Annotated in this window: 15 protein-coding genes and 1 pseudogene; 9 read left to right on the top strand and 7 right to left on the bottom strand. The window is 72.9% G+C overall.

The window, feature by feature from the left end; genetic code table 11:
• Window positions 1-125: 125 nt before the first annotated feature.
• Complete coding sequence (locus ACWGE1_RS19845) at window positions 126-1,145, bottom strand: LacI family DNA-binding transcriptional regulator (RefSeq protein ID WP_453421794.1); 1,020 nt, start codon at window positions 1,143-1,145, stop codon at window positions 126-128.
• Window positions 1,146-1,623: 478 nt separating this feature from the next.
• On the opposite strand from ACWGE1_RS19845, the gene ACWGE1_RS19840 reads away from it, so the two are divergent.
• From ACWGE1_RS19840 to ACWGE1_RS19825, 4 genes and pseudogenes are all read left to right on the top strand, one after another.
• Entirely contained in the window at window positions 1,624-2,616 is a 993-nt protein-coding gene (locus ACWGE1_RS19840) for a nitrilase-related carbon-nitrogen hydrolase (RefSeq protein WP_453421793.1), read from the top strand.
• A 373-nt stretch (window positions 2,617-2,989) separates the two neighbouring features.
• Window positions 2,990-5,521, top strand: a complete 2,532-nt coding sequence (locus ACWGE1_RS19835; RefSeq protein WP_453421792.1) for an alpha/beta hydrolase family protein — start codon at window positions 2,990-2,992, stop codon at window positions 5,519-5,521.
• 77 nt (window positions 5,522-5,598) lie between these two features.
• Entirely contained in the window at window positions 5,599-5,916 is a 318-nt protein-coding gene (locus ACWGE1_RS19830) for a hypothetical protein (protein ID WP_453421791.1), read from the top strand.
• A gap of 181 nt (window positions 5,917-6,097) precedes the next feature.
• Window positions 6,098-6,205, top strand: a pseudogene (locus ACWGE1_RS19825) (transposase); the annotation flags it as partial.
• A 50-nt stretch (window positions 6,206-6,255) separates the two neighbouring features.
• Here the strand turns inward: ACWGE1_RS19825 and ACWGE1_RS19820 are convergent.
• Window positions 6,256-6,516, bottom strand: a complete 261-nt coding sequence (locus ACWGE1_RS19820; protein ID WP_453421808.1) for a hypothetical protein — start codon at window positions 6,514-6,516, stop codon at window positions 6,256-6,258.
• Window positions 6,517-6,851: 335 nt separating this feature from the next.
• On the opposite strand from ACWGE1_RS19820, the gene ACWGE1_RS19815 reads away from it, so the two are divergent.
• The 3 genes from ACWGE1_RS19815 (at window position 6,852) to ACWGE1_RS19805 (ending at window position 10,593) form a co-directional block, all read left to right on the top strand.
• A complete protein-coding gene (locus ACWGE1_RS19815; protein WP_453421790.1) occupies window positions 6,852-7,424 on the top strand; it encodes an SMI1/KNR4 family protein in 573 nt (190 codons plus the stop codon).
• Between the two features lie 379 nt (window positions 7,425-7,803).
• Window positions 7,804-9,954: a PIG-L family deacetylase gene (locus tag ACWGE1_RS19810; protein ID WP_453421789.1), complete on the top strand. Its 2,151-nt coding sequence runs from the start codon at window positions 7,804-7,806 to the stop codon at window positions 9,952-9,954.
• Window positions 9,955-10,146: 192 nt separating this feature from the next.
• Window positions 10,147-10,593, top strand: a complete 447-nt coding sequence (locus ACWGE1_RS19805) for a hypothetical protein (protein WP_453421788.1) — start codon at window positions 10,147-10,149, stop codon at window positions 10,591-10,593.
• Between the two features lie 8 nt (window positions 10,594-10,601).
• Here the strand turns inward: ACWGE1_RS19805 and ACWGE1_RS19800 are convergent, their stop codons facing one another.
• A complete protein-coding gene (locus tag ACWGE1_RS19800) occupies window positions 10,602-12,116 on the bottom strand; it encodes a hypothetical protein (protein WP_453421787.1) in 1,515 nt (504 codons plus the stop codon).
• Window positions 12,117-12,494: 378 nt separating this feature from the next.
• On the opposite strand from ACWGE1_RS19800, the gene ACWGE1_RS19795 reads away from it, so the two are divergent.
• Window positions 12,495-14,024, top strand: coding sequence for a DUF6056 family protein (locus ACWGE1_RS19795; protein WP_453421786.1), 1,530 nt, complete (start codon window positions 12,495-12,497; stop codon window positions 14,022-14,024).
• A 25-nt stretch (window positions 14,025-14,049) separates the two neighbouring features.
• On the opposite strand, the gene ACWGE1_RS19790 is transcribed toward ACWGE1_RS19795, so the two are convergent.
• The 4 genes from ACWGE1_RS19790 to ACWGE1_RS19775 form a co-directional block, all read right to left on the bottom strand.
• Window positions 14,050-15,201 carry a methyltransferase domain-containing protein gene (locus ACWGE1_RS19790; protein WP_453421785.1) on the bottom strand — a complete coding sequence of 384 codons (1,152 nt, stop codon included), beginning with the start codon at window positions 15,199-15,201 and terminating at the stop codon, window positions 14,050-14,052.
• A gap of 345 nt (window positions 15,202-15,546) precedes the next feature.
• On the bottom strand, window positions 15,547-19,758 hold the full coding sequence (locus ACWGE1_RS19785; RefSeq protein ID WP_453421807.1) for a molybdopterin-dependent oxidoreductase: 4,212 nt from the start codon (window positions 19,756-19,758) through the stop codon (window positions 15,547-15,549).
• A 170-nt stretch (window positions 19,759-19,928) separates the two neighbouring features.
• A complete protein-coding gene (locus ACWGE1_RS19780; RefSeq protein WP_453421784.1) occupies window positions 19,929-20,867 on the bottom strand; it encodes a GDSL-type esterase/lipase family protein in 939 nt (312 codons plus the stop codon).
• 150 nt (window positions 20,868-21,017) lie between these two features.
• Complete coding sequence (locus ACWGE1_RS19775) at window positions 21,018-21,389, bottom strand: S26 family signal peptidase (RefSeq protein WP_453421783.1); 372 nt, start codon at window positions 21,387-21,389, stop codon at window positions 21,018-21,020.
• A 165-nt stretch (window positions 21,390-21,554) separates the two neighbouring features.
• Here ACWGE1_RS19775 and ACWGE1_RS19770 point away from each other — a divergent pair, with 165 nt between their 5' ends.
• Complete coding sequence (locus ACWGE1_RS19770; protein ID WP_453421782.1) at window positions 21,555-22,061, top strand: hypothetical protein; 507 nt, start codon at window positions 21,555-21,557, stop codon at window positions 22,059-22,061.
• Window positions 22,062-22,189: the final 128 nt, after the last annotated feature.

The following is a 22,189-nucleotide window of genomic DNA, read 5'->3' as shown; positions in this document are numbered from 1 at the left end:
TTCGTCGGGAGCCGCGGGAGCCGCGGGAGCCGCGGGAGCCGTCCACCGAAGTGCGACCAGGCCGGCCACCGCGACCGGTACGCGGTCGAGTGTGGGATCAACCGCCTCGAGCGCTCTCCCAAGGGTCACGCCGGACCCCCGGCCCCGGCGGATCCGGCGGTGGACGGCCTGGTCTCCAGGATCCATGCGTGGTGCCGGACGGTGTCGGTCTTCGCGCGGCCGGCGAGGATGTCGCAGAGGAGTTCCGCGCAGGCCCGCCCGTACCCGGCGGGGCGCAGGTCGACCGCCGTCACGGGGGGGTTCGAGCCGCGGTTCGCGACGCCGTCGACGCAGGACGCGACCAGCAGGTCGACGCCCACCGTGCGGCCGAGGGCGGCCGCGGCGCGCAGGGCCCCGGGAGCGGCTCCGTCGGGGGCGCAGATCACGGCGTCGATCCCGGGGTCGGCATCGAGCAGCCCCCGGGTGGCGGCCTCCGCATCGGCCGCGGTCGCCGCGAACGGCACCGTGCGCAGGGCGACTTCGGTTCCGTACGCGGCGCCCCAGCCGGCCGCCGTCGCGCGCAGGGCATCGGCCCAGGCGGAGGTGCCCTCGGGCGCGAGGAGGGCCGGGCGGCGGGCGCCATGGTCGCGCACGTGGTCGAGCAGGGTGGTCAGCGATGCGGAGTTGTCGCAGACGACCGCGCCGGTGGGGGCGGGGGAGGGGCCGAGGTAGCGCTCCCCGGTGACCACGGGGACGCCCGCGTCGAGCAGTCCGGGTACCGCGCTGTCGCCCACCTCGGGGTCGATCACCAGCAGTCCGTCGACCCGGGAGGCGAGCGGCCCGGAGGCGCCGCCGGCCGGGGCGAGCAGGACCACGTCCAGGCCGTCCTCCTGGGCGCGTTCGACGGCACCGAAGGCCAGGTTCATGTAGTAGTCCAGCCGGGTAGCGGTCTGCGGCAGGTGCAGGCCGATGGCTCCGGTGCTGGAGCGGCGCAGTCGGCGGGCGGCGCTGTTGGGGCGGTAGCCGAGCTCCTCCGCGACCTCGCGGACCCGCTCCCGCGTTGCTTCCGCGACCCGCCCCGAGCCCTGGAGCGCGTCGGAGACGGTGCTCTTGGAGACACCGGCGGCGCGGGCGACGTCGAGCAGGGTCACGGCAGGTGGGGTCACGCAGCGCAGTCTAGTGCTTCGGGCCGAACCTTGCCGGAACGTTCCGGCAGGTCTACATTCGAGTAATGCCGGAACGTTCCGGCATCGTCGGTCCCAGCCTGCCGGCCCATGCCGGTGCCACGTCGTACCACCGCCCCCTCCCTCCGCCCCCCTGGAGCAGGTCCATGCGCCTGATCGCCGCCTGCAAGCCGCCCACCTCCCCGTCCCGGACCTGCCCTGGATCCCCCCGCCGACCGTGCCCGCTGCGGATCGCCGCCGCCGAGGCCGCCCGGGCGCGACGTGATGGTCGCCGACCTCGACCTCGACCTCGTCCTCGACGCGCGCCGTGACCGGCTGGAGCTCTGCCCGTTCCCGGCCGCCCGCTGCCCTGACGCGTACGGCCCGCTCGCCTCCGCGAACTGAAGCAGGAGGCCGGTCGGAGGTCGCCCCTTGACCGAACCTTTCCGCGTCCCGCATGCTGACTGAAAATTCAGTCAGCATGCATGCATCAGAACCCGCCCCGATCCCAGAAAGCAGCCCGCCCGTGACCTCGTACGCGCTCCTCACCTCCCACGGATCCCCGCTCGGCTCCCCGGCCCGAACGCAGCCCGCCGAACGCGAGCCGCTGCGCGTCGGCCTCGTCCAGATGCGCTGGTACGCCGATGCCGCCGAGCACGACGACCGGCTCCGGGAGGGCGTCGCCCTCGCCGCCGGGCAGGGTGCCAAGGTCGTCTGCCTCCCGGAGCTCACCCGCAGCCCCTACTTCTGCAACACCGACGACCCCATGGCCGACGGCGCCGCCCGCTACCTGGAGGACGTGGAGGACGGCCCCACCGTGCGGCTGGCCGCCGAACTCGCCACCGAGCTCGGCATCACCGTCCACGCCTCCCTCTACGAGCGTGCGGAGGACGGCGGCCTCGGCTACAACACCGCCGTCTGCGTGGACTCCGACGGGAAGCTGATCGCCCGGACCCGCAAGAACCACATCCCCGCCTTCCCCGGCTACCGCGAGGACCTGTGCTTCCGCCCGGGCGACAGCGGCTTCCCGGTCGTGGCCCACGAGGGGGCCCGCTTCGGCTTCCCCACCTGCTGGGACGAGTGGTTCCCCGAGCTGGCCCGCGCCTACTCCCTTGCGGGCGCCGACGTCCTCGTCCACCCCACCGCCATCGGCTCCGAGGTGGACCTCCCGGACTTCGACACCCGGCCCATGTGGGAACACGCCATCACCGCCAACGGCCTGGCCAACGCCCTCTTCGCCATCGTGCCCAACCGGGTCGGAACGGAGGGCCGCTCCACCTTCTACGGCTCCTCCTTCATCTCCGACCCCTACGGCCGCGTCATGCTGCGCGCCCCCCGCGACCGCGAGGCCGTCCTCGTCGCCGACCTCGACCTCGACCAGCGCCGCGACTGGCTGGAGTTCGGCCTCATGCGCACCCGCCGCCCCGAGCTGTACGGCAGCCTCACCGAACGGCTCGCCGCGCCCACCGCCTAGCGGCAAGGCCGTCGCCACGGCCCCTTCGTCCACCGCTGGCGGGGCGACGTCGTCCGTCCCGTCCCGGCACGCACAGCAGCCGGCTCCGCCGCAGTCGACGCGCACACCTCCACCGTCGCGCGCGAGTTCCCGTACGGGCAACGGCCCGTGCCCGAGCCCGCTCCCGCCTCGGGTAGGCCACCCGCCCACCCGCTCGTCCGCCCCACCCGCCGCGGCTCACGCCTGCGCCGACCCACCGTCATGGCTCGCCATGGGCCCATTCCTGCGCCGAAGGCCCGAACGAAGGTACGTGACAAGCCATGGATAGTCACGTAAAGTAACGATGTCAATACGGGGTGTGACGATCGGGTCGGCGTCCCGCGAAGGAGTATCGATGGACCAACAAGTCGTCGACGTCCACAGACTCAACCTGAAAGACGATCCTCAGCTGCTCTCGCCACCGCGCTTGGCCGAACCCTACCAATGCGCCACCACCGTCATCGTCTTTGACTTCCTCCCCCATGCGGATGTCGACATCGAGGTGGCCGGGGCCGTCGTACTGAGCCAAATGGTCGGATTCCCCCAGCCGGTCGGGGCGACCCTCACGCTCCCCGCACCCCTGACGGCCGGGCAGGTGGTCCGCGCCCGCCAGCGCCAGGGTGGGCGGACGAGCGACTGGTCGCCGCCCGTCTCGGCGCGCGACCACACCCTCGACTACCCGGCCGGACCTCCGCGCCCGCAGATCAACCCGGCGCCGGTGTACGAATGCGGCTCACGCACCGGCGTGGGCAATCTGTTGGCCGGCGGGAACGTCTGGATCACCGCCGACGGGGCCGAGGTCGGGCGGGCCGACGGCTGCGCGCCGCAGCAAGGCGTGAACATCGACCCCGCCTACAGTCTGAACCAGCACGTACGAGCTCATTTCGAGCTGTGCCACGACGAGAGCCCGCCCTCGGTGGAGCAGGTCGTCCAGCCGGGGCCGAATCCCTTGCCGGCGCCGGGGTTCGATCCCGTGTACGAAGGCGGCGAGCAACTGCCCGTCACGGGTATCGCGAACGGTGCGCGCGTCTCGCTTTCACGGGGCGGCACGCCAGTTGGCATCTACCGGTGCTGGGGTGGCACCCTATTCGTCTCGCTCAGCCCCCCATTCACCGCAGGAGAAACCTTCTCCGCATCGCAGCAGCTGTGCGCTTCCAGCCCGCCGAGCCCGCCCGGGAACGGCACCGTCCAGCCGTGCTCCGCACTGCCGGCTCCCGGTGTCGGCCCGGTCCAGGCGGGCGACCAGGCCGTGACCATCACGAGTTCGGCGCCGGGAGCGCAGATCAAGGTCTATCTCAACGGCGTCCAGGTCGGACTCGGCAGCGCCCCCTATGTCTGGCTCAGTAAGATGGTCACCGCCGGGGACACCGTCGTCGTCGTCCAGTCGCTACCGCCGGCCTGTCCCGGCAGCCTCGCAACCCAGACCGCCGTGGCGTGCGTGGACCCGCCTTTCACCTACGATCCGTCGGCGCTCGATCTCTTCCCGGTCGGTTCCGACGAATACACGGCAGGCCCGGTCCACGGAAGCGTCCACTATCCGGCGGACGATGACGGCCCGACGCAGTCGTTCAACGCTCGCCTGGCCGGGACGGGCCGCACTCCGATCGTGTTCATGGCCCATGGCAATCACTCTCCCTCCGACCCCAGTTACCTCGGCTACGACTACTTCCAGGACACCCTCGCTCGGATGGGGATCATCGCCGTCTCCGTCGACTGCAACGCCCTCAACGGCCCCACGGGCGGTCTCGGCAACATCGAGGCCCGGGCCGACCTGATCATCGACTCCATCCGCCACTTCCAGAGCCTCGACGCGGATCCGGCGTCGCGCTTCTTCGGGCGGATTGACTTCACCCGCCTGGGCCTGATGGGGCACTCCCGCGGCGGGGACGCGGTGGTCACCGTACCGAGTGTCCTGCCCGCGATCGGCGTGACCATCCGGGCGGTGCTGGCGCTGGCGCCGTCCAACTTCCGCTACTTCTACGGCATGCCGACGATCCGGCCGGACGGCTATGCCTTCATGACGATCCTGCCCGCCGCAGACGGCGACTTGGACGAGAACTACGGAGCGCAGTTCTACGACCAGGCCAAGCCGGGCCCCTACAAGTCGCAGCAGTACGTGCACAGCACGAACCACAACTACTTCAACCGCCAGTGGGCCTTGGACGACGGGGTCACACCGGTGGTCTCGCGGGGCGACCACGAGCGCATCCTCGACGTCTATGGGTCGGCCCTCTTCCGCTCCCGACTCCTCGGCCACCCCACACACGTCTTCCTCGACGGGCGACAGCGGCCCACGGGTGCGCTCACCGCCCTGGTCCAGCAGTCCTTCGCCTACGAGGGCTCCACCACCGTCGACGACCACGAGGATGCCAACGGCATCGGAACCAACTCCCTCGGCCTGCCGACCACCCAGTCGGGCGGCATGGTCGCCGACGAATTCCCCTTCGACCAGGTGACCGGCGCGTTCAACCAGTCGTTCTTCGGCCTGAGCGTCGGCATGGTCATGCAGCCGCAGAAGAACGGCGCGATCTTCCGATCCGCCCTGCAGGCCATGGATCTGCGCGGCCTCGAAGTCTGGTTGCGCACCGCCGAAGTGGCCCAAGGCGCCCTCCCGCCCGACTCGACTGGATTCCTGCTCGGGCTCGAGGACAGTCAGGGGACCACGGCGTGGGTGGATTCCGACTCGGTGGGCGGCGTACCCCGCCCCTACCAACGGCCCAGCATGACGAAGACCATGCTCAAGACACTCCGCTTCCGCCCCGAATGCTTCCGGGTCGCAGAGCCGCAGCTCCGCCTTGACCGGATCCAGGCCATCCTCATCCAGTACAACCGCCAGGGGCCGCGCGCCCTTTCCTTCGACGACCTCCAACTCGTCAAGCCACTCTGAAGGAGCATGACCACGTGACGAGTGACCCCGGAGAGCTCGAACCACCAGCCCCCCGAGTGCGCCATGAACTACCCAACGTGCTCGCCGTCGAGGCCCGCCTGATCCGCTACGAGCCACCTCAGCACCGCAACTTCCGATCCGCGCTGCCTGAGGGGGGCGACGCGGTGGAATTCCTCGTGGAAACCGACGCCCCCATCCCCGCCCGGGCACTCGGGCCCACGCTGCATGTCGGCGACACGATCATGATGGAGGTGACCGCACTGGACGCCACCCACTACCGCTTCCTCGGCTTTGACCTCGAACGCCTGCAACGCGGAGCCCCGATCGCCCTGGGCTGGAGCGGTGACCTCGAACCCGAACGCAGCACCCCGTTCCGCTTTGAGGGCTACAACTGACCCGCGCATGCGCTTCCGAGCGGACGGGATCTCGTCGTCTGTCCGGGTGGGCTGGCTGCAGACTTCTAGGTCGGACTTGTCCGGCCGATCATGTGACTGTTCCGCGCCTGGGTCGCTGATGTGGACATGGGGCGGGGTGACCTGGGTGATGCCGAGTGGGAACGGCTGCGGCCGTTCGTGCCTGCTCCAGCGGGTCCAGGCCACGGCGGACGCGGCGGGTGAGATTGATTGGGACGTCTCGGTCGACTCCACCATCGTGCGGGCGCACCAGCATGCGGCGGGCGCTCGCACGGACCCACCACCGGCTCCCGCTTCAAAGGGTGCCGAAGAGCCAGAACATCAGGTCCGGCCCGGGGCCGGCCCGGTACAGGGGATCACCGGCTGGTGGCGGCTCCGGAGCCCGGACGCGCCGACCGCCTCGGAGTCCGAGCCCTTGTAGCCCTTGTAGCCCTTGAGCAGGTCGAGCTGGGAGTTGCCCCAACGGGGGCACTCCTCGCCGGAGATGTACCGGGCAGAGCCGTTGTCCGCGACGATCGCGCCGTACTTCCTGAGCGCCTCGGCCACGGCCCTGGCCTGCGGGGCCGGCTGCGAGGTGTCCACCGAGTCCGCCGCCGCGCCCGCCTCGTGTCGCGCGGGCCAGGAGATGGATCCGGTCCGTCCGGGGCACGGTGATGCGGATCGCGTGGTCGATCCGCCCGCCGACCGAGGCCCACCCGTCGGGTCGCAGGGTGTCGGACCACAGGTAGAAGACGGCGCCGGAGTCGGCGTGCCAGGCGTTGCCGCCCTGTGGTTCGGCGTCCCGGAGCCCGTGGGACTTGCACAGGGCGCGGTCCCGGACGATGACGCGCCGGCTCCCGTCGCGCGCCGGACCGATCGGAAGCGCCACTACCCTGGACCGCTCGAGACACCGGAACCTCACCGACGAAGGAGTGGCGGTGAACCCGTCCATCGCCCACCTCCTGCAGGCCTTCCCGCCCCCGGGCGCACCCCCGGCCCACGACTGGGCGCGGGTCGAGGCCGAGCTCGGCACGATGCTGCCCCGCGACTACAAGCAGCTCGTCGACCTCTACGGCGGGGGCCTCTTCGACGACGCCATCTGGGTACTGGAGCCGGACTGCCCGAACAGGTACTACGACCTGGTGACGGAGAACCGGGACCGCGTCGAAGCGCAGGAACGGCTCTGGCGGGGCGGGGAGCCCAAGCCCGTCGAACTCGAGGAGGCGGGGTCCCGTCTCATCGCGTGGGCCGTGACCGAGAACGGTGACTGCCTGTACTGGCTGGCCCGCCCGGGCCGGGAACCCGAGCAGTGGACGGTCCTGATCAAGGAGGGGCGCGGTCGGGAATGGGAGTTCCACGCCCAGTCGTGCTCCGGCTTCCTGCGGTCGGTCCTTCTCACCGGCGACACGGAGTCGGAGATGTTCCACGACTTCCCGGCGGACGAGCCGCACGAGTTCTGTTCCGGCTCCGGCTTCCTTCACGGTCCCGGCCTCCGGGAGGGGGAACGGTGAGCGGCGGGGCCGGTCCGTGATCGCGTCCGGGCGGACCGGGGTGGGGCGGTGTGCAATGCGCCACTCGCAGGGGGTGGATGGCGGGCGGGCCGCCGTGCTCCTCGACCGGTCGGCTCCGGGCAAACCGGCTGGTGGTCGGCACATACGCCGGTTCCGGCCCGATTGAGGGGCGTATCCCGCGAGGGGTGACGAATCGGGCAAATCGTGCAGATTTAGAGCACAACTGGCTTTCCGTTCATAAGCGACTTGAGGGTGTGTCAGGCGCCGGCGTGCGGGACATAATCGGCCCCGGTCGTCTCCGGAAGCAGTGGAGCCATCGGGGCACCGACAGACCTCCCAGGCGGAACGCCGCACCGGATCGACCCCCAAGGCGCTGTACATGTCCCTGGCCCGCCGCACCCGACTCGCGGTCCTGCTCGCCGCGTTCTCCGTCGGAGTCGCCGGCGCCGCCGGCGTCACCACCTGGGCCTACGGACAGGGGACCGGGCACCCGGCGGCGGCCCCCGAGGTGGTGCTCAGCCCGAGCGTGACCGAGGGCTCCGCCCTCCAGGTCGTCGCGCACCCCGACGACGACCTCTTCTTCATGAACCCCGACCTGAGCCGCTCCATATCGACGGGCATCAAGGTCACCACCGTCTACCTGACCTCCGGCGAGGCCGACGGCAGGAACGAGGCCCACAGCCCGCACCTGCAGGACGCCGCGGCTCCCGCCGACCACGCCGCCTACGCGGAGGCCCGGCAGAACGGCATACGGGCCGCCTACGCGGAGATGGCCACCGGGGACCGCACCAGCGCCTGGAAGCGGAGCTCCATACCCACCGCCGGGGGCGGCAGTGCCGAGGTGGACGTCCTGGTCGCCAGGCCCCAGGTCAATCTCGTGTGGATGGAGCTCCGCGAGGCCCGCAGCATCTCCGGGGACAATCCGGACAGCCTCCGCGGCCTGTGGGACGGCCGGACCCCCGCCCTGGGAGCCCAGCTGACCTCCGGGACGCCGGTCAAGCACTGGTTCTCCTACACCAAGGACCAGGCCGTAGCCGCCATCGCGGGCGTGTTCGAGGCGTACCGGCCGACGACGATACGGACGCAGGACCCGACCCCCGGCAGGGCCGAGCGCGGCGGTGCCTTCCTCGACCACCAGGACCACATCTACGGCGCCCGCTTCGTGCAGGCCGCCGCCGAGCGCTACGCGAAGACCGCGGACCGGCCCCACTTCTCGGTGCAGAACTACGTGAGCTACCCGAACAGCTCGCTGCCCCCGACGCTCGACCCGCAGACGGCCGAGGAGAAGCTCGGCTACCTCAAGACCTACGCCTGGATGGACCACCAGGACTGGTGCGGCAGTCCCGCCGGCTGCGGCGACCGCAAGACCGCGACCCGGCCCGCCGGCGCCGGCTGGAGCCAGACCATCCGGTACAGCCGCGGCGACGGCACCTCCTGGATGACCGAGGGCGTCTCCGGACGGCTGTGGGCCTTCGCCGCGCTGGACGGCCGGATGGCGTACTGGTCGCGCAGCGGCCCCCAGGCCCCCTGGCAGGGCCCCGAATTCCTGTCCGGCGACGGCATCGACACCGGGGCGGCGGCCGTCCGGCTCTGGGACGGCAGGATCGGCGTGTTCGCCACCCGCACCACCCTGGGCGCGACGCCCCAGGAGTACGGCCGGGAGGTCGTGTACGCCGTCCAGGGCGAGGTCGACGGACCGTTCGGCCCCTGGCAGTCGCTGGGCACCCCGGACACCGCCGACAGGTCCGGCACCTCGGCGATCAGCGGCCCGTCCGTCGCCGTGGACCCGGAGGGCCGGATGACGGTGTACGTCCGCGACTCCCGCCGTACGCTGCGCGCCAAGGCGCAGGCCGACCCGGGCGGCCCGTTCGGGGCGTGGCAGGCCCTGGGCGGCGCGGGTCTCCAGGGCGATCCGGTCACCGCGACCGACGGGTCGGGGCGGCGTCACGTGTACGCGGCGACGGCCGGGTCCGTACTGGCCTGGGTCCAGCCGGCGCCGGGCGCCCCGTTCGGCGGCCCCTTCCCGACCGGACTGCCGCAGACGACGGGCGCGCTCTCGGTGCGCCCGGAGGGCGACGGCGTGCGGTTGTTCTTCCGCAGGCCCGCCATCGGCACCGTGGTCACGAGCCTGGCCCGCGTCGGCGGGCCCGCGCCGGAGTTCACCCCGGTCGCCGAGGCCGGGGGCCCGGGCGGCTACGGCGCGGTGGGCATCGCCGGCGACCTGCTGGCGGGCCGCGCCGGCGCGGGCACGGTCGGCGTGGCGGGCATCGGCGGTCCGCAGTCCTGGCAGGAGTCCCAGATGCTCTACACGGGCGCCCCGGCGGGCGTGGCCGGCGCGGCCGGTACGGCCGTCGCCGCGGCGCTCGGCCTGGACGCCGATCTGCACGTCATCACGACGGCCCCGGCGGGCGGCTCCCGGTCGGTCGGCAGCCGGGCCCCCTCCCCGTGGCACCGGGCGGTCCAGCCCTGGACGCTCGCGCAGGCCGGGCGCCCGGGCTCGGCAGTCTCCGGGGGACAGCCCCCGCAGTGACCTGCGCCGACGGGACCCGCAGGGTCCCGCCGGGTGGCAGGGCGGATCGGGCCGGGTGAGGATGGCGGGCAGGCAGACCACCTCGCGGAACAGGGCGGCCGCACTCGGACCCAACGGGCGATCGGGGCTCCCATGACCCCTCCTCTCATCTCGTGCCGACGCGGGTGCGGGGGATCGGGAAGAAAGCGTGCCGTGTCCGTCCTCGCCACTTTCGCCGCCCTCACCGCCCTGGCGACCGGGTGCGGGACCGACACCGAGCCCGCCTGGGGATACCCGGAGCTCAAGACGCTCCTCGGTTCGCTCTCCCGCGACCTCGACGAGGGCTGCCGCCCTGCGGCCACCCCCACGAGCTGCGCGCAGACCCTCGACGGGCTCACCCGGCCGACGGAGCGGGCCTTCGCCGAGGTCCTCGACCACAAGCTGCTCGATGTCGCGCTCGTGGCCGCGATGAACGATCTGGACCGCGCCAGGCAGCTCCGCGTCGCCGCCGCCGAGGAGGCCCGTGCGCGGCACGATCCGGACCACCTCCCGTTCCGGCGCGCGGTGGAGGCGGAAACGCTCGCCTACCAGCGCCTCATAGCCGAACTGGAGCGGCTGCGCACCGCTCCGCCGCCCGGGGACGGTACGAACCCCGTCTGAGCCACTGCCTACGGTTGCGAAGACCGCGAGGCCGGTGCGGCCGGTGCGGCCGGCGAGGGCGGCGTGGGGAGCGCCCTGCCGTCGAGTGCCACCAGGGCCAGAACGACGATCGAGCCCGTCCAGGCCAGCGGCGCGACCGACGAGGGCCTGCCCTCCCGGTCCACCTTCTCGGGCAGCTCCCCGAGCCGGTTCCGCTTGGAGAGGACCCAGTCCAGCACCTGCCCGGCCTTCGCCGTCTTCCCCGTGGCGGCCCATGCGAGGGCGAAGAACGACGTACTGGGCGTCCAGGCGTTCGCGCCCCACGGCGCCGTCGGATCGTTGCCGGGAGTGAGACCCCCGTTGGGCAGGAGCAGCGCCTTGTACGTGGTGTCCAGCGCCCGGGGCAGGTCCGCCGGGGCCGTGTTGAAGGGCGGCGCCATGAAGGCCACGGCACTGTCCCGCCCGTGCTGCCCGTCGACGGTGCGCTGATAGCCCAGCGGAGCGAACCTCCTGGCGATCCCGGCGGAGAGGCGCCCGGCGGCACCGGTCCAGCGTGCCGCGTCCCCGGGCCGGTCCAGCTCCCCGGCGAGGTCCGCGGCGGCGTTGAGCCCGGCCAGCAGGGGCGCCGCCGTACCGATGTTCGTGGTGGTCGTCATTACCTCCCAGTAGTCCGGGGAGGCCGGGGGCAGCCCGTCCGCCCCCAGGGAGGCCGCCGCACGGTCGGCCGCCTTGCGGATCATCGGGTAGAGGACGGCCAGCCGTGCACGGCGGGTGGGGGGAGGCGCCGTCCGGTACCACTGCCAGGTGGCCCAGGGGACCCAGCCGTTGGCATCGAGCTGCCACCTCCTGCCGTCCGGTGGGCCGGACCCGTCGAGTTTCGTCCGCGCGTCCCACGTACCGTCCTTGCGCTGGGTCGCGGCGCTGTACCGCAGGATCCGGTAGGCCTCGGCGTCGTGGCCGGTGTGCGCGAACGCGGCGCAGGCGAAGCCGGAGTCGCGCGGCCAGGAGTACATCCAGCCCGGAGACCATCCCGCCGCCATGGCCCCGTTCGGCCGGAGCACGGCGCGCATGGCCAGCAGGGCCCGCTCGGCGGCCGCGCGCCGGGCCGGTGAGTCGCCCGGGACCAGGCCGGCGGCCAGCCAGGCGCGGCTCTCCGCGATCTGCAGACGGGCCGCCGGATCCTCGGGGGCCGCCACGACCGACGCCGTCCGGCCGGTGGGGAGGTACCTCCACCGGCCGGACAGCAGCCGCAGTACGTGGCTCCGCTCGACGTACCGCGCTCCTTCGGCGGAGGACGACGAGACCCCCTCGGCGGCGGTCGTGTTGGAGAGGACCCCGACGCTGGGGGCGACGAGCATCGACAGGGGGGCGTAGCTGCCCTCGGCGTCGCCGTGGCTCTGGTGTCCGAGGGGCCGGACGAAGTACACCGGCCGGTCCTCCTCGGAGTGCCGGCCGACCGGGCCTCCCGCGACGCACACGGGAAGGGCGACGGTTGCGACGGACACCGTGACGGCCGCCCATCGAACGAGCCGGGCAGCAGCCATCGCCACTCCTTCTGTCGGGCTAGCATGCGCGGCCCCCGGATTCCCATCGTGGGACAGCGGTGCGGAGCCCGCCACGACATGCCCGCCGCCCGGGTGACCGAGGGGCCGGGGTCCCGGCGGAGGGGGCGCGTCCCCGTACGGAGCAACGGCCGCACCGGGGGCGAAGTCCCCTGGGGCGCAGGGCACGAGCAGCCGCAGGCCCCGCCCCGGCGGGCCCGCTCCCGGATGCCGCCGTACGGCGCACCGTGCACATTGGTGTGACCGGAACCGGCAGGCGCAGCGGTCACAGGTCACAGGTCATCGGGCGTCGGCCATCGGTCACCGGCCGCCGGTCGCAGGCCATCGGTCCGGCCGTGCGTCGCTGCGAAGGACTGGTGAATGAGCACTGCTTCGACCGAGGACGACGAGGGGCGGCGGCGCACGCGATCCACCGGAGCGGGTGCGGGAAGCGGCCGCCGGTTCGTCCGCAGGCTGCTGCTGGGCGCGGGCGGTTGCCTCACGGCGGCGGCCGGGGCCCTGATCGCCGTCGGGTGCTTCCTCGGGCTCTACGTACGGCCCACGTCGGACGACTGGTGCGCCGCCTGGAAATCCCGTGACCTGGGCGTCCTCGGCATCACGCACGACTTCTACACGACCCAGAACGGCCGGGTCACCAATGCCTTCCTGAGCGGCATCATCTACGGCGACGGACTCACCGGGGTGAAGATCCTGCCCACTTTGATCGTTGTCGCCTTCACGGCCGGTCTGGTCCTGCTCGGTATCCATTTCCTCCGGTACCTCGGCGAAAGACCCCGGGTGCTGTTCCTGATCGCCTGCGCCCTGGCCGTCCAGGCGTTGCTCTACTACGGCGGAACACGCAGCTACCAGGTACTGCTGTGGGCGCCGGCCACGATCTCCCACACCATTCCCGCCGTCATCGGAGTGTGGGCGCTGCTGCTGGCCATCTGGACGGTCCGCCAGCCCCGCGCCGCCGTACGTGCGGGCGGCTTCGCCGCGGCGTTCCTCATCGGGTTCGCGATCGGCACCCTCAGCGAGTCGTTCGCCCTCGTCAGCGGTGTGCTCGCGGCCGCCCTCGCCCTGCTGGCCCTGCCCCGTTCGGGGCTGGCGCGGACCTGGCACCCGTTCACCTGGTGCCTGCTCTGGTGCGGCGGTCTGGTCTGCGGTCTGGTCGTGCTCTACACGTCCCCCGGCGCCCGCTGGCGGCGCGCCCAGCAGCCGCCCAAGGAGTCCATGTTCTCCGGGGACGAACTCCGGGGCACCTATGAGGACTGGCTGCACATGTGGGACTCCGTCACCGGCCAGTGGGCCTACCTCGGCGCGATCGCCGTCGGCGTCCTACTGGGCCTGAGCACTTCCGCCTCCGCGAAGCAGGAGCCGGGCCGGGCCGTCCCGCGGAGGATGCTGGTCGCCCTGCTGCTGCTCCCGGTGCCCGTGGTGGTTCTGGGATCGTTCGCGGTGGCGCTGGGCCTGCGCAGCGGCTACGGCCCGAGCGGGTGGACGTACGCCCGCACCTGGACGAACTATCTCGTACCGATGGAACTGGCGCTGTGCGCCTACGGCGTGCTGCTCGGGGTGTGGGGCCGCCGGTTCCTGGCGCGCCGGGGGACCACGGCCGTCGCTCTGCCGGCCGCCGTGGTGGCCGCGGCCGCACTGGCCCTGGCCTCGCTGGCCGTGCTCGTCCCGACCGTCAAACAGCTCACCACCGCCACGGTCACCCGGGCGGTGGCCTGGGACGCCCAGAACTCACGCATCCGGGCCGAGGCGGCGGCGGGTGCCACCGACCTCGGCTACCGGCCGATGTACATCGGAAGCCTGGCCGAACCCTTCTTCACGTCCGACTACGAGCGGGACTGGGTCGCGGCCTGCATCGTGAACTGGTACGGCATCGACCGGATCCACCGCCTCTGACGGTGGCTCCGCAGGCTCCGCGGGCTCAGCCGCGCGGCACCGCACGGGCCAGGAAGTGGCCGGCGGCGTCCTCGTACTCCTCCAGGTGCCAGCCCGTGCGTTCCAGTGCGCGGCGCAGGTTCTCCTCGGCCAGCAGGTCGTCGGGGTCGGGGGAGCGGCCGTGCCGCGCGGCGCGCTCCGCGCGGCCCGACGGGTGGAAGAGCAGCAGGACCCCGTCGGGCGCCGTGACACGGGCCCATTCGCGCAGGGCGGCGCCCGGGTCCGGGAGGTGGTCGAGCAGCCCGGCGGAGAAGATGCCGTCCGCGGACGCGCCGGGCAGGGGGAGCCGGGTGCAGTCGGCGGACACGAGGTGCCCGTGGCGGGTGCGGCCGTGCCGGGCGGCGGCGGCCAGCATGGCGGGGGTGACGTCGATGCCGAGTACGTGGCCGCGCGGGCCGACCTGCGCCCGCAGTGCGGGCATGGCCCGACCGGTGCCGCAGCCCAGGTCCACCGCCCGCCCGCCGGGCTTCAGCCGGAGCCGGGCGATCGCGGCCTCGTAGGCGGGAGTCTGGTGGGCGAACCGCTCCTCCCAGGCGTCGGCCCGGCGGGTGAAGAGGGCCCGGGTGGCGGTGTGTCCGGCGCGGGCGGCCACGAGGGTCGCGAACCGGCCGAGGAGCTGCTCCTCCCAGGGGTCGAGAGGGAGTCCGGGAGAGGTCAGGAAGCGGACGCCCCAGGCGCTGGCGCCGATCCGGAACGCCTGCTCCGGGTACCCGTCGCAGGAGGCCAGTACGACGGCGCCGACGGGCAGCGACAGCGGGTCGCGGGCAGGTCTCAGACCGGGGGAGGGCGGGGCGGCGCCGGCGAACAGGGGGTCGGAGCCGGCGGCCCGCGTGAGTTCCACGGGCGGGAGGCCGGCGGCGGAGGGCCGGGCTCCCGCCCCGGTGCCCGGCGCCCGTACGAGCAGCCGCGTACCGGGCCCGAGGGCCAGCAGGGGCACTTCCGCGGCGAGGGCCTCGCGCACGAGCGCCGGATCGGCGGCGCCCAGGACGATCAGGCCCTCGACACCGCCGAGGTCGGCGCCCGGACCGGCATCGTCCGTGGGCGCGACGGTCCTGGAGGCCAGGCCCGCCTCGGCGAGCACCCTGCGCACGGCGGTCGGAGCCTGTGCGTCCGCGTGCTGCACGACGACTACCGCCATGTGCCAGTCCTTACATTCGAGCCGGTGTGGATGCCTGGGGCCGCATCTGAGCAAGCATGCCCGCATCGGGATGGCATATGCCAGATGTGATCCGCTCCGTGAGACGGCAGGGCGCCGGGCGGAAGGCGGGGGTGGTGCGGCCGGAACGCAAAGGGGCCCCTGCGTGCCGAACACCGCGATCGGCGTGCAGGGGCCCCTTGTGCCGGTGTCCCCATGACGGTGAGAGCCGCTCGACCGTCACGAGTCGGCCTGCGTGGAACCAGTCAATCATCCACGAGGTGAATGCGCCATAGGGGATGGCATATGCAAGGCAATTCGGCAGGTTCCCATGGTGTGTGCCCGTCCTCAGTAGACGTCGCGGCCGTACCGCTTGGCGGCGGAGAGCTGCTTCAGGTAAGCGGCGGCCTCGTCGGCGTCGAGGCCGCCGTGCGTCATCGCGATCTCGCGCAGCGCCCGGTCCACGTCCTTCGCCATCCGGCTGGCGTCACCGCACACGTAGAAGTGGGCGCCGTCCTGGAGCCAGGACCACAGCCGGGCGCCGTGCTCGCGCATGCGGTCCTGGACGTAGACCTTGGTCCGCTGGTCCCGGGAGAAGGCCAGGTCGAGCCGGGTGAGCGTGCCGTGCCGGTGTAGTTCGGCCAGTTCCTCGCGGTAGTAGAAGTCGGTGTCCCGGCGCTGCTCGCCGAAGAACAGCCAGTTGCGGCCCTGGTGGCCGAGCGCACGGCGGTGTTCGAGGAAGGCCATGAACGGTGCGACGCCGGTCCCCGGACCGACCATGATCGCCGGAGTGTCCGCGCCCGAGGGCGGCCGGAAGTGCGCCGAGCCCTGGACGAAGAGCGGTACCGGCGTGCCGGGTGCGGCGTCCGCGAGGAAGGCGGAGGCCACGCCCTTGCGGTGCCGCCCGCCCGGCCCCTCGTAGCGCAGGACCGAGACCGTCAGGCTGACCTCGCGCGGGTCGACCAGGGGGCTGGATGAGATGGAGTAGAGGCGCGGCCGCAGGCTCCCCAGCCGCTCGGCCCACTCCTGGGCGCTGAGCCGTACCGGGAACTCGGCCAGGGCGTCCACCGGCTGGCGGCCCCAGGTCCACCGGGCGAGGCCGTCCCTGTTGTCCGGTCGCGTCAGCTGCTTGAGCGTGCGGTCCCCGGTGTGCTCGGTGACGAAGCGCAGCAGGTCGGGCGTCAGGCGGGTGATGTCCAGGTGCCGGTGGAGCGCCTCGGCGAAGGGCATGGGCTCGCGGCCCGGTACGGCGACCTCGGTGTCCGGGGAGAGGCCGGTGGCGGCCAGCCATTCCGTCACCAGTTCCGGGCAGTTGACCGGCTGGACCCCGAGGGCGTCCCCCGGCTCGTACGCCGGGCCGTCCTCGCCCAGGTCGAAGGTGAACCGGCGGACCTCCTTGGTGGCGCCGGGCAGACTGAGCAGCCGGTTGCCGGAGAGCCGGGCGACGTAGGGGGAGTTCCGGTCCGCCGCGGGCCGGGGTCGCTCGGCGGCCTCCGGGTCCGGGGCGGCCGCGAGCGCCTCGCGCACCTGCTGCAGCCAACGGCCCGCGGGCTCCTCGTAGTCGGGCTCGCAGTCCACGCGGGGCAGGAGGCGGCGGCCTCCGAGTTCTTCGAGGCGCCGGTCGAGCCGGCGGCCATGGCCGCAGAAGGCGTCGTACGTGGAGTCGCCGAGGGCCAGCACCGCGAACCGGACGTCCTGGAGGCGGGGCGCGTCGGCGGCGTCGAGGGCCTCCCAGAACGCGGCGCCGCTGTCCGGCGGGTCACCGTCGCCGAAGGTGCTGGTGACGATCAGCAGATCGGTGCCGGGCGTCAGCGTGGCGGGTGCGCGGTCGGCCATGCTGTGCACGGTCGCCGGGGCGCCGCTCTCGGCCAGGGCCGCCCCGACGGTGGCGGCGAGGTCCTCGGCGTTCCCCGTCTGCGAGGCCCACAGGACCACGGTCTGCCGGGTCGGCCGGTCGGGGGCGGCGGGCAGCGCTGCCGGAGCGGCCGGGGGTGCGGCGGCCAGGGCGGCCGCCGTGCGCGAGTACGTGCCGGCGAGCACACCGTCGACCCAGAGGGCGTGCGCGGCCTCGAAGGGGGCGCCGGCGGGCAGCGAGGGGACGGCCGCGCCGGGCGGGGCGGAGGCGAGCCCGGCGAGGAAACCGGCCAGGTACTGGCGCTCCCGGTCGCCGAGGGCGGGCGGTGCGTGGTCGTCGAGCCCGAAGAGAGCAGCGAGGGCGCTCACCGAGGTCGCTGCGGGGGCCGCGGTCGCCGGACCGGGCCGGGTCAGGGTCGCGGTGGCTGCGGCCGACGCCGCCCGGGATCCGGCCGGGCCACCGGCGCCGGACGGGGTGGCCGGCGCCGGGGCCGCCACGGGGAGCGGGGTCCGGGTCTTGGTCAAGGTCACCGCGCACATCTTGAATCCGGGCTGGAAGGAGATCGGGTCGACGGCGTCGTCGGTGACGGCGTTGACGCTCAGGTACTCGCCGAACAGGTCGTTCCAGTGGAAGGGGGCGAAGCAGTTCCCGGGCCGGACCCGGTCGGTGACGACGGCGGGCAGCACGGCGCGCCCCCGGCGGGAGGCCACCTCCACCCCGTCGCCCTCCGCGATGCCGAGGGCGGCCGCGTCCTGCGGGTGGATCTCCACGAAGGGTCCGGGGTTGAGCCTGTTCAGCTTCTCGACCTTGCCGGTCCTGGTCAGGGTGTGCCACTGGTGCTGGAGCCGGCCCGTGTTCAGGACGAACGGGTAGTCGTCGTCCGGGAGTTCACCGCCCGGCAGGTGGGGGCGGGCGAAGAAGACGGCCCGCCCCGTCGCCGTCGGGAAGACCAGCCGGGGGCGGCTGCCGTCCGGGCGCTCGGCCGGGGGCCGCCCGACGCCGTCGTTCAGGTAGCGGATCGGGTTGCGGCCCGGCCCGCCCGGGGCGGCCGGCCACTGCACCGGGCCCGAGCGCAGCCGCTCGTACGTGACCCCGCGCAGGTCCCAGCCGGTCTTCGGGTTCCAGGCCTGCCGGAGCTCCTCGAACACCTCCTCCGCGCACGTGTACGTGAACGCCTCGGCGAATCCCATCGCGCAGGCGACCCGCGCGATCAGCTGCCAGTCGGGGAGGGCCTCGCCGGGCGGGTCGGCGGCCCCCTGCACCAGGGTGAGGTTGCGCTCCGAGTTGATCATCACTCCGTCCGCCTCGGCCCACAGCGTGGCGGGGAGTGCGACATCGGCGTAGGCATTGGTCTCGGTCTCCGCGAACACGTCCTGCGTGATGACGAGTTCGGCGGTCTCCAGGGCCTTGATGACGGTGCTGCGGTTGGCGACGGAAGCGACCGGGTTGGTGCAGATGATCCAGCACGCCCTGATCTCACCGGCGGCCATCTTCTCGAACATCTCGACGGTGCCGCGTCCGACGTCGGTGCGCAGGGTGCCCTTCGGCACGCCCCACAGCTCCTCGATGCGGTCGCGGTCCTCCTCGACCAGGACCGAGCGCTGGCCGGGCAGGCCGGGTCCCATGTAACCCATCTCCCGCCCGCCCATCGCGTTGGGCTGGCCCGTGAGGGAGAAGGGGCCGCTGCCGGGGCGGCAGATCGCGCCGGTGGCGAGGTGCAGGTTGACCAGGGCGTTGGTGTTCCAGGTGCCGTGGGTGGACTGGTTGAGGCCCATCGTCCAGCAGCTCATCCACTCGCCGGCCTCGCCGATCCAGCGGGCGGCCAGCCGGATGTCGGCCTCCGGTATGCCGGTGATCCCGGCGACCCGGGCGGGCGTGTAGTCCTGCAGGAAGGCGGGCATCTCCTGCCAGCCCTCCGTGTGCTCGGCGATGAACGCGGGGTCGGTCCAGCCGCCCTCGACGAGGAGGTGCAGCAGGCCGTTGAGGAGGGCCAGATCGGTGCCCGGCCGGATCTGCAGGAACAGGTCGGCCTTGTCGGCGGTGGCATTGCGCCGGGGATCGACCACGATGAGCCTGGATCCGGCGGCCTTGACGCGGTCCATCATCCGCAGGAAGAGGATGGGGTGGCAGTCGGCCATGTTGGCGCCGATGACGAAGAAGACGTCCGCGTGCTCGAAGTCCTCGTAGGAGCCGGGCGGGCCGTCGGCGCCGAGGGAGAGCTTGTAGCCGCTGCCGGCGCTCGCCATGCACAGCCGCGAGTTGGATTCGATCTGATTGGTCCGCAGGAAGCCCTTGGCGAGCTTGTTCGCCAGGTACTGGGCCTCCAGGGACATCTGGCCGGAGACATAGAGCGCCAGCGCGTCGGGGCCGTGCGCGTCGAGGATCTTCCTGAGGCGCAGGGCCGCCTCGGTGACGGCCGTGTCCACCGGGGTGGCGGCCGGCTCGGCGCCCCGTTCCGCCCGGACCAGCGCGGTGTCCAGCCGGCCGGGTGCGGCCAGCATGTCGGCGTGCGTCGCGCCCTTCGTGCACAACCGCCCGGCGTTCGCGGGGTGCTGCTTGTCGCCGACCGCCCTGGCCACCGTACGGCGCCCGTCGCCGCCGGTGGTGATGTCCAGGACGATCCCGCAGCCGACGCCGCAGTAGGAGCAGACCGTACGGACCCGCTGCCCGGTCGCGGCTTTCGCCTCCGCCTCCGCCACCCGCAGACCTCCTTGCGCCGCCGGCCGACACTGCACCGCTCCGGGCCGCTGCGGCCGTGTGCAGGCCGACCCCGTTGCGGTCCAACGTAGGAAGTCCCTGTTGCGGGCGTGTGACGGGCGGCGCCACCCAGGGGTTACAAGCCGCTTCGCCAAGATCACCAAGGGTGGTGAGGCGGTCAGCGGCTGAGCGCGTCGAGGTGCCGGTAGAGCGCCCGGTGTCCTTCGGGGGTGGGGTGCAGGCCGTCGGTGAGCAGCCCGGTGTTCTCGCGCAGCGGCTCCCACATGTCGAGGTAGTCGATGTGGTTCGCCTCGCACCAGGCCCGGAGACACTCCCGCAGGTCCAGTGCCCGCGCCCGGGTGAAGCGCAGGCCCTCGTAGTCGCGGATGCGGTCCTCGTCGAGCCAGGTCGGTCCGGCGACGACGAGTCGTGCGTTGTGGCTCAGGGCGGTGGCGGCCAGCGAGTCGAGACGGCCTGCGACGTCCACCGGTCCGGCGCCGTCGGCCGGTGCGCCGGCGAGCGGCACGGCGGAGTCGTTGATGCCGGCGGCGACCAGGAGCGTGTCGGGCCGGCGGGCGGCCAGCAGCGCGGGGGTCTGCTCGCTCACGTCGGTGAGGGTGCTGCCCGGGACGGCCAGGTTGAAGACCCGGCGCTCGGTCTCGTTACCGGCGATGTGGGCGGCCGCCAGGTGGGCCGCCCAGCCTCCCTGCGGGTCACAGCGTCCGTAGGCGATGCTGTCGCCCACGATGACGATGCGCTCCGCCGGGCGCAGCGCCCTGGCGTCCAGGTAGGCCCAGGTGCTCTCCCCGGAGGAGAGGACCACCCGTCGGCGGGTGTAGTCGTCGACCTCGTAGGCGTCGGCCGCGGCGAGCTCCCGATCGGTGAGCCGCAGGACGGTGCCCTCGACCGAGGCGCCCAGCCTGCGCTCCAGGATCAGATGGACATCCAGCCCGCTCGCGGCGATCACCGCCGGATCGGTGATCTGCAGGGGCCGGGTGGTGTAGCCGGCCAGTGATGCCGGGCAGGTGGGCACGGCCCTGCCGAAGAGGGCGGTCTGGACCCGCTCGTCCATCAGCGTGCCGAAGGAGAACAGGGTGTGCGTGCGTGGTCCGGTCACAGTGGGCCGCAGGCCTTTCTTCACGGAGGGTCAGGTTCACCCTAACGGCCGCCGGTTGGCCGGTTGGCCGGTTGGGCCGAGGCCGCGGCGGGAATCAGGGCCTGAACTCCGGCGGTCCGAGAAGTGCGTGGTGGACGGTGACCGGAAGGCTCAGCCACCGCCTCGCGAAGACCCCGGCGCCTCAAGCTTTTTGTCCGCGGCGCCCGCCCGCGGGACACCGTCGACCGCCGTACAGATGCCGAAGACACGGTCGTGGCCGGTCCAGCCGTTCACCCGGCCCCGGTTGTTGCTGATCTGCACCCGCCGCCGCGCCGGGTCCACGGCGGACACCAGGTGCAGGTACACGGTCCCGGCGACACGGGCGAGGACGATGTCCCCGGCCTTCAGTTTCGACGGGTCGACCGGTGCGACCACCACCTGCTGCCGACTGCGTATCAACGGCACCATCGAGGAGCCGGTCGGCCGGAACTCCACGGTGGCTCCGCCGGCCACCCTGCCGGCCACTGCGTCCAATGCACCCATCCGAGGATGCTGGCAGATCGGGCCGCGGAGCCCCATCGATTTATGCCCCTCCGCGCCACGGCGGGCCCTCGGTGTGTCTGCTGCGCTCCGTTCCGGACGGGCGGTATGGATGGGCGAGGTCGGGGCCCGCGGGCCGGTGTCGGGGACGAGAGTGGGGAGTGGCTCGTGGCGGCCATGGTCGGACTGTTCTGGGTCACCCCGGACGCGGTGTACGTGGGATCCCCGCCGAACGCCATCGGGATCGGTGTCCGGCTGGGCGCAGAGGGGCTGGAAGCCCTGGACCCCGACGACGGCTCCCGGACGTGGACATGGGGAGGTCTGCGTTCCGCCGTGGTCGAGGACGTGCCCACCGAGACCCCGACGGGCCGCGTGACGAAGCTCATCGGCTCGATGGTCTCGGCCGCGCTCGAGACCTTCATCGGCGGCGGACCGCCCGAGATGACGCTGCGACTGGAGACGGAGGACGGGCCGGAGCAGCTGACGGTGCACTCGGCCGCGGCCGGCGGATACGGCGCCGAGGAGGCCGCGCTCTCCCAGGCCCTGCTCGACCGCTTCGTGGCGGGAACCGCGGACCCGCGCACCCTCGAGGCCTGGGGGCGGGAGCACGCACTGGAGGGCACCCCCGCCCCGCGTGCACGGGAGGCCCTGCTGCGCGCCTGGGCACAGGCCTGAGCGGGTGTGGCGAAGTCGAGTGCCGATCCGTCGCGGAGTCCGAGCCCTCGACCGGGCCGAACGGTGAGGATCAGCAGCCCACTTCCTGGGGAGGCGGTCATCCGCCGGGATTGCCGTGCCGGAGGTCG

Source organism: Streptomyces sp. NPDC054932 (genome assembly GCF_053610205.1).
This window is presented reverse-complemented; position numbering and strand designations above follow the sequence as displayed.

What these genes read in the sequence shown, in the direction of transcription:
- ACWGE1_RS19835 (WP_453421792.1), top strand. Translation starts at nt 2,990, where the DNA reads ATGGACCAACAAGTCGTCGACGTCCACAGACTCAACCTGAAAGACGAT.
- ACWGE1_RS19790 (WP_453421785.1), bottom strand. Translation starts at nt 15,201, where the DNA reads ATGGCGGTAGTCGTCGTGCAGCACGCGGACGCACAGGCTCCGACCGCC.
- ACWGE1_RS19795 (WP_453421786.1), top strand. Translation starts at nt 12,495, where the DNA reads ATGAGCACTGCTTCGACCGAGGACGACGAGGGGCGGCGGCGCACGCGA.
- ACWGE1_RS19800 (WP_453421787.1), bottom strand. Translation starts at nt 12,116, where the DNA reads ATGGCTGCTGCCCGGCTCGTTCGATGGGCGGCCGTCACGGTGTCCGTC.
- ACWGE1_RS19840 (WP_453421793.1), top strand. Translation starts at nt 1,624, where the DNA reads ATGCATGCATCAGAACCCGCCCCGATCCCAGAAAGCAGCCCGCCCGTG.
- ACWGE1_RS19810 (WP_453421789.1), top strand. Translation starts at nt 7,804, where the DNA reads ATGTCCCTGGCCCGCCGCACCCGACTCGCGGTCCTGCTCGCCGCGTTC.
- ACWGE1_RS19775 (WP_453421783.1), bottom strand. Translation starts at nt 21,389, where the DNA reads ATGGGTGCATTGGACGCAGTGGCCGGCAGGGTGGCCGGCGGAGCCACC.